Raw genomic sequence first — 14,418 nt, 5'->3', positions numbered from 1 at the left:
TGGGTTGCGGTTTAGGTTGTTGATTCAGCACAAAGAGCTGCGATTCCTTTTTGAATGGAGCCAAACCGGTCAGCATATTGCATGACCTTGATTTTCTCAGTTTCTTCAGTGGTATAGGCCAGGTATTCTTCTTTGGAGACCTCGGTGCGGTAAACTTTGGAAAGCGTCCCACCCAGACTGATAAAGACTTCCTTGTACTTGCGTTTGGGGTCATTGGCCTTGTTGACAGAAAGTACCATGGCCCGTTCCTTATCGGTAAGTCCCAGGAGTTGCTGGATCTGGTCAAACTTGTTCTGGTATTTGGACTGATCCAGCAGGATTTTACAGTCACTGTTGTTGATGATGGCCTGCTTTACTATAGGTGAGCTGATGATGTCTTCTACTTCCTGGGTAACCACGATGGCTTCCCCATAGAATTTGCGGACAGTTTTGAACAGATACTTGATGTATTCGGCCATACCTTCCTTGGCTATGGCTTTCCAGGCTTCTTCTATGAGGATCAGTTTGCGGATACCTTTTAGTTTGCGCATTTTGTTGATGAAGACTTCCATGATGATAATGGTCACCACAGGGAAAAGGATAGGATGGTCTTTGATATTATCCAGTTCAAAGACGATAAAGCGTTCTTGAAGCAAGTCTAGGTTCTCAGAGGCATTGAGCAAATAGTCGAATTCCCCACCTTTGTAGTAAGGGCGTAAGACATATAGGAAATTGCCGATGTCAAAATCTTTTTCTTTGACCTTGTCGGATGTGAGTGTTTCCTGAAAATCTAATTGCAGGTACTCATAGAAGCTGTTGAAACTTGGAAACAGGGATTTATCTGAATCCAGCTTTTCATAATAACCTTTTAAGGCATTGGAAAGGGCGACGTATTCACTTCGTTTGAACGTTTCATTGTCTTTTTTCCAGAGGGCAAGCAAGAGGGTTTTGATGCTTTCTTTCTTCTCGGTGTCCAGTTGATCTCCTTCGGATATGAAGAAGGGATTGAAACGAATAGGGTTCTTTTCATCGTAAGTGAAATAATATCCCTTAACCATATCACAGAGCCCTTTATAGGAATTTCCCACATCCACCAAGACCACATGGGTGCCCTGTTCGTAATAGCTTCGGATCAGGTGATTAGTGAAAAAGGATTTACCGGACCCACTGGGACCGAGGATGAATTTATTCCGGTTGGTGCAGATTCCCTGTTTTACCGGTTCATCGGACAGGTCCACATGGATAGGCCTTCCGGTCTGTCGGTCACCCAGTCTGATTCCAAATGGACTGATGGAGTTTTGATAGCCTGTTTCCAGATTGAGAAAGCAACTGGCCTGTTCCACAAAGGTGTCAAAACTGTCATTCATAGGGAAGTCAGCGCTGTTTCCGGGTATCCCTGCCCAAAAGAGCTGTGGGGCACCGACGGTTTCCTCCTTGACCGAGGCCTCCATTTGGGAGAAGGCTGAGCCAACCTGCTTTTTAATTTCTGAAAGCTGATTTGTGTCTTCTGTCCAGGCCAGGATATTAAAATGTGCCTTGACCGGAATGCGTTGCTGGCTGATGGCCTCATTGAGAAAATCGTTGGTGGCATCCCGTGCGATAGCATTTTCCCTGCTGTAATTGGCCAGGGACTGCAACCGCAGCCGTTTGGATTCCAGATCTTTGAGGGTTTGCTGCGTGTCACCGATAAAGAGGTACTGGTTGTAGATATGGTTGCATGGGAGCAGCTGGCCCAGGGAGGAAGCAAAACCCACACTGAATTTTGTGGTGTCCGTGCTGTACTTGTCGTAGTTGATCCGGGAGCCACAGAGCAATGGCAGATCATCGGTTTCACTTATGCTGAAAATCCTGCAGGATTTATTTCCGACCTGGAGGCTGGGTTTGAAGCTGATATCCGAAATCCAGGAAGGTCTGTTGTCGCCAGTAAGGCTGCAGTATTTTTCCAAAATCCCTGCCTGAGTTTGATTGCTATACAGATAATCCTCTTTAAGTCTGTTTAAGCTGACAAATCCGCTATCGTATAGGATTCGCTCATACTGTCCGCAGGCATCCAGGAAATCAGGAAGTCCTTGTGGCAAGTTCAGTTCATCCGGAATGATGTGGGAGCGGAGTAAGGTGGAGAACAGACTACTGGATTGTTTCCTGTTTTTGGGTTTAAGGGTAAGAAACAAGTAGCAGGAATGGTCGAGAAAGGGTCTTTCATGGAAGAAGCGCTCACTGCTTCTGTTCAGGAAACTGGGGTTGTCTTTGCTGAAATTTGCCTGATGGTTGCATTCTGTAAACCAATCCTGTTTGTGGAGAATGCTGTTTTTAGGGAGTGTTTTGATTGCCTTAATCCAGGCCTGATGAAATGCTTCGTAATCCCGGTCGCTGAGTGTAAAGATTTCAGGAAGGATGGCTTGGTAAGCTACCGTGATATCTCCCATTTTGGAAAGGATACAGTCTTGCTCTATGCTAAGAATTGGGAAATGCTTTTCCAGTAATCGTTCCATTAGATTCAGTGGTTAGGAAATGAGGGATTGATTTAGCTTTGGGATATTATGGTTATTTGTTTGTGGTTTTCACCTTTCGGAATACTCCTCTGGATTTGAGGCGGATAGCGTGGGGAACTTGGCGGTAAGCCAGTTTTTTGCCTAATCCATGTTCCCCATAGGCCTTACTGAACCGGTAAATCTGGATGACCAGTAGGGTTCCTGAAATCCCCACAATGGAAAGGCAGACAAATGGATTGATTCCCAGAAAATACAGGATTGCAAATACGATAAGTAGTGCCAGCACACCGGCACCGAGGTACCAGATGTACTGGGCTTTTAATCCTTTAAATTCAATGGGCTTGTTGATTCCCTTGTTGATTTTGTAGACGCTGTTGGCCATGGCTTTGGAGATTTGGATGTTTGGTTGATTAGACTCCGAAGAAGGATTGGATGACTGTGGCTACTACCACCAGAAACACACAGCTGCCAAACCAGGCTGCAGCGACTTTTCCTGTATCGGGGTCTCCCGCATTCCATTTTTGATAGACTTTTACCGCGCCAATAAGTCCCAGGATGGCTCCGATGGCATACATCAGACTGGTGCCTGCGGCAAAGTAACTTCTGACCTGACGGTCTGCTTCAGCTATTCCTGCCAGGCCATCCTGGGCCTGTGCTGTGATGGAAATAAGTAAGAGGAGCAATGATGCGAGAAAGGCTTTGCTACTTGTTGGTTTGAGAAGGTTTGGCTTTTTCATGGGAAGGGGTTTTAGAAGTGTTGGTATGTTTTGATTGGAGTTTAGTTAATTGGATTATTCATCCCAGATCTTTTCCAGCTCAGATTCTCTGAAGTTGAGGTGGGTTAGTTTGGGAATGTTCTCTGAGAGGTAGTTACCAATGGCAACCCGGTAGACGGGATCCCGAAGCCCGGGGTGGTTGGACAGAACTTGGCTTAGCTGCCCAAGCAGCTGGTTCTTGTCTGTCATGTTTCCCGCCCTTCCGAGGATGCCTTGGAGTTCCGCAACCGTAATCTCCAGTTCTTCAAAGAGATCAATGTCCTTTTGGTCAGTCCTGTTCAGATGCCGTTCCTTATCCTGCTGACCGGAAGGATTGAACTGCAATGATTTTCCGGAAATCAAGCTGCGGAGTTCTTTGGGATAGTATAATCCTATAATGATTAGGTAGTAAGCTGTGATGCCTAATGCCAAGGTGCTGAAGTAGCTGTTCCAGGTAATTGCTTCCAACATAGGATTTCTGTTTTGTTGATGCGGGTTTTTTTCCCGCTGACAGAAGCAAATTTGGGTAGTGTAAATCCCAGTTTTTTACACCGTTGTGGTAGCTACTAAAAAAAGTTTTGAAAGTTTTTCTACTGCCAAAGTGAGGATGGACTGATTGCAGTATCGCGTGAATCCGTTGATAGTGCTTGGTTTTTTCTTGAAAACCTAAAATCTGATAATATGGTGAGAGTTTAGTTCCTTGAATTCCTCACAAAGTTAGTCCTATGGGCTCTGGGCGACCGTAAGCTTCCGGCATAAAGCCGCTTGCTACGCTGCGCTTTTTATTCCTTTGCCTTTCGGTCTTTGTCCCCCAAGGCCTGATGATGCTTCCTAATTTATTGTTCCACAAAAACGAAAAAGATTATGGAGACTGCAGAAAGAAAAATTGATTTGTTTGAAGTAGCTGAGATTAAGCTGAGCTACAGTGCCAAGGTAAAGTCATCCCAAAGACCTAGGGTAGCAAGTTCAAGACAGGTGTATGAAGTGTTTGCCAAAGCTAGGGATCTACCTCTTTTAGACCATGTCATTCTTACTGTAGTTGGCAATTTTAGATTTGCAGGTAAAAGTGAGCTTTATAGCCCTCTTTTTTAAAATATCAAGGTCTACCATTGGGCTTTTCAGTTTTGAAATTGATTGAGTAATGGCTATTTCAAACCTACCTGTGCTTGGGTGGTGGGAGTTGAACTTTTTATTTTGTAGGTCGTTTTTGCCATTTTATGTAAGTTATCGCTTCGGACTAGTACATGATTACTAATTTATTTTATCTGTTGGAAATAGTAAAAATACCTATAAAAGGTTTGGTTAGAAGGTTATAATTAAGTAGATCATTCCTCAAAATTTTAAATAACACCTAAAATAATTTTTTTTAAGTGAAAAAAAAATAAAAATAAATCTATTGATTTTCAGCACATTAAGAAATACTGTGATTTGTATATTTTTTTTTAAAACACATTTTTTTTGCAGTTTATATACAGAAATTATTGTTATGTATATGAATGTAAATATCAGTACACCTACAATACCCTGTATAGGGTATTTTTTTCTTATTAGGATTTTGATTTGAATTGCAGGCTTTTACAAAAAATCAAGAGATGATCAAGAAGATACTATTTCCAATTGTAATACTTTTTATAGCCTTTACTGCATATGGACAGTCAAACTATTTTCCGTCCACAGGTAATGTGGGAATTGGGATTGGAACAGGCTCTAGTGCTCCATTACATGTTTTGGGAGAGACCAGAATGCAGGGAGATGTGAGACTCCAAAGTTTGGATGGAAATGATGCGGGATTCATTAGAACAACAGGAGATGCAGGTTCAAGTAACGGGATTTCATTGCAGGCAAATAGAGGAAGTGGGTACATTTCTTTTTGGACCAAGAATTCTGGTAATTCTGAGAAGATGAGAGTCCAGAATAACGGAAATGTTGGTATAGGCGTAATGTCTCCATCACATAAACTCCATGTCGGTGGTTCAGGAAGATTTAATGATTCTTCCTCAAGTTATACAAAGGTTAATTCCAATGGAAGTGGTTCTTACATGTGGCAGTATAAAGCTGCGGGTATATTCAGTTGGCTTACAAGAGATTATTCAGGTACCTATCAGGCAGAATTTAGACATGGCGGAATTGGTGCTAATGAAACTGTAGAAGCCAAAGAGGTTAATGTTACCGCTAGTGGATGGGCTGATTATGTTTTTGATAATGGAAATTCTTTAATGACCGTGGAGCAAGTTCTTCAATTCTATTCCTCCTATGGTCATTTAGAAAATATTCCATTGGAAAAAGGGCTTTTAAAAAATGGGGTGAACCTTTCTGAAATGAAAATTAAGCTTTTAGAAATGGTAGAAGAGTTGATACTTTATTTGGTTAGACAGAACGAACGAATAAAGGCTATGCTAGCAAAACTAGATGAATTTCAATTATAATAACAGAATCTACTTTTAACTATAAGGTATTATGAAAATAAGCATTATTCATGTTTTAACACTCTTAGTTAGTATTGGATCAATACTGAATGTAAGCGCCCAAACAACTACGTTTGATTATATGAATTCCAACGTTGGATCTCAGAAAACTATTTCTTGGAATACATCATCTTTTGGTTCTGGGTTTGGACATAGATTGATAAGTAGTGATCCAGGGGGGGCTACAACTTTAAACTTACAGGCTAGGCATAATTCAGCAACATGGAAAGATGCAATAGTGATAAATTCGCTAGGATATGTTGGGTTTGGTGTCAGTCCTACAACGAATCCGTTTCATCTATTGTCTATTGCCGGTCAGAGATCTAGGTTTCAGTATGGTAACACCACTCTTGACCTTGTAGATTATTCTTCATCTATAGAAGGTTTTTCCAATTCATCGGGTCTGTTTATTAATGGAAAGGACGGACTTATCATGACGGGCCAAGGTTATAATTTAAAATTCGTAACCAATGAATCGGGTCCCTATATTGAAAGAATGAGAATCAGTAAGAATGGAAACATTGGTATTGGAACTGTTTCACCTACGGAAAAGCTATCGGTTAATGGAAAAATAAAAGCCCATGAAATCAACATCACTACTTCTGATTGGGCTGATTATGTTTTTAAAACTAACTATGAATTGATGCCTCTCTCAGAAGTAGAAGCTTTTATCAACAAGAATGGGCACCTTCCAAATGTCCCTAAAGAAAAGGAAGTTTTGGAACATGGAGTGAATCTTTTAGAGATGAATAAGAAGTTGCTGGAGAAGGTAGAGGAGTTAACACTTTATGTTATTGAACTTCAGAAAAATAATAATGAATTAAAAAGTAGAATTGAACTTTTAGAAAATAAAAATTAAGCAATGAGAAAATTATTTTCAGCAAGTTTTGTGCTGCTTTTATCCCTAAATTCTCTCAATTTATTTGGGCAGATCTATAAGCCGGAATTTGTTCCACCTTCTCCAAATTCATATGGTTTGGCAAAATACGGAGATGTTCCAGTGAATTTATATAACGGCCTTCCTGACATATCTATTCCTGTTTGTACTATGCGGGAAGGTAATCTTTCCCTAGATATCTCTTTGTCTTATCATGGTTCAGGGATAAAAGTGGATGAAGTGGCTTCGTGGGTAGGGTTAGGCTGGTCATTAAACGCCGGAGGGGTAATAGTAAGAAAGGTAAGGGGGAGAGCAGAATATTTGTCATCTTCAGGAGTACTTCTCCCTCAAAGGGCAAATATCGGATTCTTCAGTCTTTCTCAAGGGATTACTCGGGCACAATTTATTCAGCAGAATAATTTAGATGCTGCAGCTAATAATAGTATTGATACTGAGCCCGATGAGTACATTTTTAATTTTAATGGCAGGTCAGGGAGTTTTGTGTTTGATAGCAACGGAAATGTGAAGTTAAGTCAAGCCGATGATATCCGTGTAGAATTGCAATATGTTAGTGGTTTTGATTTCAATATTATTATTACTACCGAAGATGGAAATATATATGAATTTAGTTCCTATGAAAAGACCTATTTCACAGGAATTAATCAAATGCATATTACCGCTTGGTATATTACAAAAATTAAGTCACCAACGGGTAGCGAAATAATATTTGAATACCAATCTACGCCTTCAGTAAGTCACGATATCAGACAATATTCTGAATATGTGGTAGAGCTTACAACTACACCAACAATTATACCAGCATTAACTCCTGTAACTGGAGTCTCTGTAACTGAAATGAGGGTAAAAAAAATAATTACTTCTAGTGGATGGGTGGAATTTACGACAAGCAGCCAACAACGACTTGATTATAAAACAAGTTCATATCCTTTGAACCTCATTACTATATATAATGCTGACGGTAGTATTTCTAAACGAATGAATTTATATACCAGTCATTTTGAAGCAAATAATGCCAATAAATACAATGGGAGCAATCCAAGTGTATACCAACATTTAAATTACCGACTGAGATTAGATTCCCTGCAACAATTTTCATCAGCCGGAATTGAAATAGGGCAACCTTATAAATTTGAGTATTGGGGAGATAATAATCCAGTAACAAATGATGTCTACACTTTACCTTATCGTCTTTCTCCTAAGCAGGATCATTGGGGATATTTTAACAATTCGAGCAATCAGCATATTTTTCCAGGGAACAGTGATGGAAGAAGTATTGGCAGTGATCGATGGTACGTCGAATTTGCAGAGTATTCAGATATTTATGTTACCACCACCATTGGAAATGGCGCGAACAGGGAACCCAGTGCTGAGCCTGTTAAGGCTAATTCACTTAAGACTGTTTACTATCCCACTGGTGGGAGCAAGGAATTTCAATTTGAATCAAATGTGTTTACCGGTGCTTCAGGGGTTGGAGATGGTTTAAGAATAGGTAAGATTATTGATCATTTTGGTAATAATGAAACAAAGGAAACCAATTTTATCTATGATTATAGATTGCTGACCTCTGATCCCAGAGACCTTTATTATAAGTATTTTACAATTAAATATAGGGGATCTGATACTTCTCCACTTTTAGGGTCTGAATTATTATCACATTTTGGGTTGCCTCCTGGAAACTCTCCTTTTCTTGAACGTGGCTATATTAAAATATCAACTTCACCTCAAGCAATTCTTGGGGGTGGTTCTGAATTTGGATACGGTAGTGTAAAAGTTGTACAGCCAGGAAATGGGTATGTGATAAATGAGTTTGACAACAACCTTTTGTTTCCTGATTATAATGGCATTGATGACATTTACGATGATATTGATATGTTCCATATGGATAATCTATTTAATTCTGAACATATTACTTCTATTGTATCTCCCGAAACTCCTCAAGGTGCAAATTTGCAAAAAACCATTAGCGTATTGGATGCTCCTTATCCTGTTTCTTATAGCAATTCGTGGAAAAGAGGTAGGTTGAAATCAAGAAGTACATATAACGAATTGGGCAAAATTTTAAAGAAGGAAAAATTTGATTATGAAAGAACTCTTTTGTCTGTTACACCCGGGTATAAAATTTTCGGATGGAGCGCCTCACAAGAATTCATATATTCTAGATACTATGTACCAAATGCACTTATTAGAATAAAGAGCCAGATAGTAGAGGATTATAATACAACAGGTTTAAATCCATTTGTAACAACCACCACTTATGCATATGACAATCCTTTACACTTTCAAACTACTAAAACTATTGTTGAAAAAAGTGATGGAGCCAAGGAAATAACCAATGTTTCCTATCCGTCGGATTACCCTTCAGGAAGCACATTTATAGATAACTTGAAAACAAAAAACCTTCTCAGTTATCCTATTGAGACTGTTAGATATAATGAGGTTGGAACAGTCAGGACAATCGTCTCCGGTGTGATAAATAAGTACAAAACAGGAGGAGCAGGCTTGATTGACGAGGTGTTAAATCTGGAAGTCCAGAATCCTATATCCTTGAGTTCATTTAAATTCAGTAATAGATCAAATGGTGTCCTACCGCCTTCGGGCTCAAGCACTGGGTTTTTACCGGATAGTAAGTATAGTCTACGTGTATTAGGCGAATTATATGATTTGAAAGGAAATATCCAACAATTGAAAAATAAGGAAGGTACATCTACATCTTACCTTTGGTCATACAATTATCAGTTTCCAATCGCCGAAGCTGTCAATGCAACTCTTAGTCAAATTGCCTTTACATCATTTGAGACCACAGACAAAGGAGGTTGGTCGTATAGTGGTGCGCCAATTACAACCTATAAGACCGGAAAGAAGGGGTATAATTTAAGTTCGGGTTCGGTTACCAAAACGGGGATTACAGCTTCCACTGCCAGCCCTTACCGTGTGGGCTTTTGGGCAAAGACAGTATCAGGTACTGCTTCTGTGAATGTAGGGGGCCAGACCGAATCCCTCTCGACCGCATGGAAGTGGGTGGAAAAGAACATTACCTCTACCAGTCTTACCATATCAGGTAGCAATATTATAATAGATGAGCTCAGGCTTCATCCTTTGGATGCAATGATGACCAGCTATACCTATGAAGCCTTGGTTGGTATGACCAGCCAGACCGATCCTAGGGGATATACTCTCATCTACGAATACGATACTGCCAACCGTCTGAAAACTATTAAGGACGAAGACGGGAACATCGTTGAACATTACGAATATAATTACGGTACCGGTAACTGATTTTTAAGATGAGACACTATTTATTTATGACCCTTTTTCTGATTCTGGTAACTGTATCGGCATCCTTCGGTCAGACGACAGAGAACTTTGTGAAGACGTATAAGGCCAGAATTCCTACGACATCCACAACAACCGTTACCACGGGTACTTCCAGCCAGTCCTATAAAAGCTTTACCTATCTGGACGGTCTTGGCCGGCCGAAACAAACCGTTGGCAAACAGGCTACAATCAACGGAAAGGATCTCATTACGCCCATGGACTACGATGATTATGGACGCCAGGAAAAAGAGTACCTACCATATTATGAGGCATCATCGACAGGCCAGGATGGACGATACAGAAGCACCGCCCTTAGCGACCATTCCAGCCGGACCAATCCCATATATGGAGATACCTATGGCTATTCCCAAAAACTGTTTGAGCCTTCCCCGTTGAACCGGTTGGACAAGCAGGCAGCTCCGGGCAATGCCTGGAGAATGGGATCCACCAAAGAAGTGAAGTTCAGCAGAAGGACCAACACCTCAGGGGAAGGGGTAAGGATATTTACGATAAACGGTACTGGTTATCCTGTTACCTCTGCTGCCTACGGCAACAACCTGCTGTGGGTTGATATCACCCAGGATGAGGATAATAAGACAACTGTTCAGTATACTGACAAGCTTGGAAGGCTAATTCTTAAAAAGGTACAGAATACGGCTAGCCCCACCGGAAGTGGACACACAGGCTGGTTATGTACCTATTATGTTTATGATGACCTCGGGCAGCTTCGGGTGGTGATACCGCCCCGGGCTTTAGAATTGATAGCTGCGGCCTCATGGGCTAGTACGACCAGCGCAAATGAAACAGTCTCGGCGGAATTATACTTTCGGTATTTCTATGACGGGAGGGGGAGATTGGTCAAAAAATATGTACCCGGTAAAAGCGGGGAGTATTACCTCTACGACGCTCAGGACAGACAGGTTGGCTTTCAGGACGGAAACCTCCGGGGTAAGAACCAGTGGCTTTACACCAAATATGATGCACTTGGAAGAGTGATTGTCACCGGCCTTACTACAAGTACAGACTCGATGAGTGTCCTGCAGTCAGGCCTGAATTCAGGTCCCAACAACGCTACGGTTAAAGCAAACACGGCAAAGATAAAAACCGGGACAACCATTACATCTTCCAAATACGATGGTTACCAGGAGTACGTGGCCTCAAGCTCAATTACCCTCCAGAGCGGGTTTACTATGAAAGCGACGGAAAACCAGAGCTTTACCGCAAGGATTGGTACACTACCGGCTTCTGGATCCGCGGGCGCATGGCCCACCGATGAGGGAGAAATTCTTACGGTAAACTATTACGATTCCTATCAATACCTGACCGGCTATACGTATGCCAATCCAGGATCACCTTTTCCGTCGTCTGCCAGTACACGGGTTCATGGTCTTCAGACCGGCAAAAAGGTCAAGAACCTGGAGACAGGCGAGTTTTATACCAGTGCGTTTTTTTATGATAATAAAGGCAGGGTAATCCAGACTGTGGGGCAGCATCAGGCAGGAGGGACTGTCCGTGCTTCCACCGCCTATAACTTTGAAGACCAGCCGACCAACAGTCTGGTGACCAATTCTCTTTCTACAAATTATACGGTTCTGCGGACTTACAACTATAATGTGATCGGCCAATTAGCTTCAGTTACTCATAAGGTAGGAACTAATGGGGTCAAAACAATTGCCCAGTATACCTATGATGATCTTGGGCGTCAGGTGGGTAAGACCTTCCCTGATGTGGCCTCCAATGCCACCCAGACCAGCAGCTTTAATATTCGGGGTTGGCTTACAGGACTGGGAACAGGTTTCACAGGGGTGTTTACCCAGACACTCAGTTATAACGCCACGTTAATTAACAATGGAAACATAGCACAGATGTCGTGGACAGGCGGACAGGATGCATTATCACGTACCTATACCTATGCTTATGACAACGCCAACAGAATTTCTGCAGCGACATTCTCCGGAGATGCTTCAAAGAATTTCACCCTTACTGGGATTACTTATGACGGGAATGGAAATATCAAAACAATGCAGCGGAATAACCAGCGGACCTCTACCACATGGGCATTGGTAGATGATTTGGTTTATTCATATCACTCAAATGGTAACCGTCTTTCCCAGGTAAAAGATAACAATACCGTATTAGGTTATCTGGCTCAAGATTTTAAGGAGCGCAGCACGACAGCTTATGGCTATGACGCCAACGGGAACCAGAAAAGTAACTTGGATAAGCAGATTAGTCTGATCACCTATAATCACCTGAATTTACCGCAGGAGATCAGTTTCACCACAGGTACAAAGTTAAAATTCGCCTATGATGCTGAAGGGAACAAGCTGACCCAAAAAGTTTACGACAGCGGGGGAGCTTTGACTAAGACCCAGGATTACATTGGAGAAGTGGTGCTGCTCAACGGATCATTGGACTATCTGCTCCATGAGGAAGGTAGAGTAGCCTATGAAAGCGGCGCTTATAATTACGAGTATTATGTGAAAGATCATCTGGGAAATATCCGACAGGTACTGCGTAACACATCCACCCAGACTTTTATGGCGACGATGGAAACCCAGAACGCCGAAGCGGAAGAAGCAGCGTTTTCACAGGTGTCATCATCCAGACAGACCGAACCTGAACATAATGTGACACAGGGTGGAAACAAGGTTGCTTGGCTGAATGCCAACAGAGGAAGAATGGTAGGTCCGGGAAGAACCCAGGAAATCTATGCCGGCGACAGCCTGAAGCTACAGGTGCATGGCAAGTATCTAGAAGATAAAAAGCAGAAAGCCAATGCTGCCAGCTTTATGGCAGCAGGGGGCAAGGACAGGCTAATTGCCGACCTTAATGAACTGGCGCTGAGCAACCAGCGTGCAGGGGGAGCCAACCCGATTGCATTGCTTAACCTGGCAGATATCTTAGCCAAGGACCTTCAGAAGAAAGAAGCCCCGGAGGCTTACCTGATGTATGCATTGTATGACCAGGACAGCAACCGATATGAAGTCGGCAAGAAAGTCCTGACCAAAAATGCGGCAAACCAGCATGAAGTTCTGGAAGAGGAGATGTATATTTCCAAGGACGGCTATATGGAAACCTTTGTGGTGAACGAGACTTCAGAGGATGTCTGGTTTGACAATATGATGGTGATGAGTGTGAGTTCGGCCATAGTCCAAGAAACCCATTATGATCCTTGGGGTTTGGAACTCAAAGGGCTGGGCTTTCAGCATGGATTAATTAAGGCAAATAAATACCTCTACAACGGGAAGGAGCTTCTGGACGACCAAAGCCTCAATCTATACGATTATGGGGCGAGGTATTTTGACCCAGTGATAGGACGCTGGACCAGTCCGGATCCGTTGGCGGAAATGTACCAGGCGTTTAGCCCTTACAACTATGCGTTGAACAATCCTGTAAGACTGATCGATCCCAACGGGATGTGGGTTGAGGATAACATGGAGAATCCATTTGGAGAATGGACTAATCCGATAGTCAATTCCCGAGGACAGTTTTTGGGGTATGATGAACTTGGCGCTGGTGGAGAGGCTATCGTTTATGATGGTGCGTTTAAGGAGGGGATGAGTCAGGATGAAATTTTCAATAACGGAGGTCAATTTGTCAATGACTTTTTTGTTTCGAATAATTTTGATATGGGGCAAGTTTCTGATTTCCAGACTAATGTCAACCAATCCTTCAAAGACAAAATAAACACAGAGGGATTAGTCGCAACAGGTGACTTGATTTCCGACATTTCTTTTGGCCTTTCGTTTATGACAGGAGGGGGTAGTGGAAGTACTATTAGGCCGTCTAGAATGATTGCACGTGGTTTTGGAACTCCCACAATACAATTTGGACAAACTGCAAATCAGGTTAGCCATGCGTTTAGACATACAGATAAGCTAGGACTGAGTCGTAATGCTGTTATGTCAGCCGTTGAAACTCATCTCAAAGGAGTTTCTCAGAAGATAGTCACAGGTAAGCCTTTTAATCAAGTAATTGAAGTTGCTGGACAAAAGATTCAATACACGGCGTTTAAATTGGAAAATGGAGTTATCAATGTAGGTAGAATACATGGTTTATAGCAGAGAAATAACAAGACAAGAAAGCGGATTGCTTAATATTTTAGTTGAAAAGGCAGGAATGGCTCTTCCAATAGATTGGGAGTCTCAATTATTAGTTATGCCAATGAAAGATGATGGGATGGGGGGGTTGTTATTGTTTCCTAATGGAGAGATTATTGAGGGAAGAGAGTTCGGAAGCCAAGTAAGTGAGTATCAATATACGGACTGTGATGGAGTTGAAGTAATTGTGTCGCTAAATATTGATAAAGAAGGCAAGCTTTTTGAACTAGATGTTTGGAAGACTGATTTTAGTCCTTTGAGATGTTTTCCTGAATTGGAATGAATTGATGTTTTCGTTTTTAGTCAACTTAAAGTGGTTGAAAAATATAGGAAAAGTTTAATTGAATATTTTAAATCAAAGGGCAGAATAGCATTGATAATCTATGTCATCAAAAATTGGAACTAGAAAAA

Annotated in this window: 10 protein-coding genes; 6 read left to right on the top strand and 4 right to left on the bottom strand. The window is 41.7% G+C overall.

What is annotated here, in order from left to right; genetic code table 11:
• Positions 1 to 11: 11 nt before the first annotated feature.
• Genes BM386_RS13060 through BM386_RS13045 form a run of 4 tightly spaced genes read right to left on the bottom strand, consistent with a single transcriptional unit; the run spans position 12 to position 3,697 of the window.
• A complete protein-coding gene (locus BM386_RS13060; protein WP_091694959.1) occupies positions 12 to 2,471 on the bottom strand; it encodes a TraG family conjugative transposon ATPase in 2,460 nt (819 codons plus the stop codon).
• A gap of 52 nt (positions 2,472 to 2,523) precedes the next feature.
• On the bottom strand, positions 2,524 to 2,853 hold the full coding sequence (locus BM386_RS13055; protein WP_091694956.1) for a DUF4133 domain-containing protein: 330 nt from the start codon (positions 2,851 to 2,853) through the stop codon (positions 2,524 to 2,526).
• A gap of 28 nt (positions 2,854 to 2,881) precedes the next feature.
• Positions 2,882 to 3,208 carry a DUF4134 domain-containing protein gene (locus tag BM386_RS13050; protein ID WP_091694953.1) on the bottom strand — a complete coding sequence of 109 codons (327 nt, stop codon included), beginning with the start codon at positions 3,206 to 3,208 and terminating at the stop codon, positions 2,882 to 2,884.
• Positions 3,209 to 3,262: 54 nt separating this feature from the next.
• On the bottom strand, positions 3,263 to 3,697 hold the full coding sequence (locus BM386_RS13045; RefSeq protein WP_091694950.1) for a hypothetical protein: 435 nt from the start codon (positions 3,695 to 3,697) through the stop codon (positions 3,263 to 3,265).
• A gap of 393 nt (positions 3,698 to 4,090) precedes the next feature.
• Here BM386_RS13045 and BM386_RS13040 point away from each other — a divergent pair, with 393 nt between their 5' ends.
• From BM386_RS13040 to BM386_RS13015, 6 genes are all read left to right on the top strand, one after another.
• Positions 4,091 to 4,318 (top strand): hypothetical protein, encoded by a 228-nt coding sequence (locus BM386_RS13040; RefSeq protein ID WP_091694947.1) that lies wholly within the window; start codon positions 4,091 to 4,093, stop codon positions 4,316 to 4,318.
• 500 nt (positions 4,319 to 4,818) lie between these two features.
• The gene (locus tag BM386_RS13035) at positions 4,819 to 5,652 is read left to right on the top strand and encodes a hypothetical protein (RefSeq protein WP_139235911.1); all 834 of its coding nucleotides are present in this window, start codon (positions 4,819 to 4,821) and stop codon (positions 5,650 to 5,652) included.
• Positions 5,653 to 5,683: 31 nt separating this feature from the next.
• Complete coding sequence (locus BM386_RS13030; protein ID WP_139235910.1) at positions 5,684 to 6,550, top strand: hypothetical protein; 867 nt, start codon at positions 5,684 to 5,686, stop codon at positions 6,548 to 6,550.
• Between the two features lie 3 nt (positions 6,551 to 6,553).
• On the top strand, positions 6,554 to 9,865 hold the full coding sequence (locus tag BM386_RS13025) for an RHS repeat protein (protein WP_091694940.1): 3,312 nt from the start codon (positions 6,554 to 6,556) through the stop codon (positions 9,863 to 9,865).
• Positions 9,866 to 9,873: 8 nt separating this feature from the next.
• A complete protein-coding gene (locus tag BM386_RS23815; RefSeq protein ID WP_211482909.1) occupies positions 9,874 to 13,968 on the top strand; it encodes a DUF6443 domain-containing protein in 4,095 nt (1,364 codons plus the stop codon).
• On the top strand, positions 13,958 to 14,290 hold the full coding sequence (locus BM386_RS13015) for a DUF6984 family protein (protein ID WP_091694937.1): 333 nt from the start codon (positions 13,958 to 13,960) through the stop codon (positions 14,288 to 14,290). Before BM386_RS23815 ends, BM386_RS13015 begins: the two co-directional genes overlap by 11 nt.
• The last annotated feature ends 128 nt before the right edge of the window (positions 14,291 to 14,418 follow it).

Source organism: Algoriphagus locisalis (genome assembly GCF_900116615.1).
Taxonomy (GTDB): domain Bacteria; phylum Bacteroidota; class Bacteroidia; order Cytophagales; family Cyclobacteriaceae; genus Algoriphagus; species Algoriphagus locisalis.
This window is presented reverse-complemented; position numbering and strand designations above follow the sequence as displayed.

What these genes read in the sequence shown, in the direction of transcription:
- BM386_RS13060 (WP_091694959.1), bottom strand. Translation starts at nt 2,471, where the DNA reads ATGGAACGATTACTGGAAAAGCATTTCCCAATTCTTAGCATAGAGCAA.
- BM386_RS13055 (WP_091694956.1), bottom strand. Translation starts at nt 2,853, where the DNA reads ATGGCCAACAGCGTCTACAAAATCAACAAGGGAATCAACAAGCCCATT.
- BM386_RS13050 (WP_091694953.1), bottom strand. Translation starts at nt 3,208, where the DNA reads ATGAAAAAGCCAAACCTTCTCAAACCAACAAGTAGCAAAGCCTTTCTC.
- BM386_RS13045 (WP_091694950.1), bottom strand. Translation starts at nt 3,697, where the DNA reads ATGTTGGAAGCAATTACCTGGAACAGCTACTTCAGCACCTTGGCATTA.
- BM386_RS13040 (WP_091694947.1), top strand. Translation starts at nt 4,091, where the DNA reads ATGGAGACTGCAGAAAGAAAAATTGATTTGTTTGAAGTAGCTGAGATT.
- BM386_RS13035 (WP_139235911.1), top strand. Translation starts at nt 4,819, where the DNA reads ATGATCAAGAAGATACTATTTCCAATTGTAATACTTTTTATAGCCTTT.
- BM386_RS13030 (WP_139235910.1), top strand. Translation starts at nt 5,684, where the DNA reads ATGAAAATAAGCATTATTCATGTTTTAACACTCTTAGTTAGTATTGGA.
- BM386_RS13025 (WP_091694940.1), top strand. Translation starts at nt 6,554, where the DNA reads ATGAGAAAATTATTTTCAGCAAGTTTTGTGCTGCTTTTATCCCTAAAT.
- BM386_RS23815 (WP_211482909.1), top strand. Translation starts at nt 9,874, where the DNA reads ATGAGACACTATTTATTTATGACCCTTTTTCTGATTCTGGTAACTGTA.
- BM386_RS13015 (WP_091694937.1), top strand. Translation starts at nt 13,958, where the DNA reads ATGGTTTATAGCAGAGAAATAACAAGACAAGAAAGCGGATTGCTTAAT.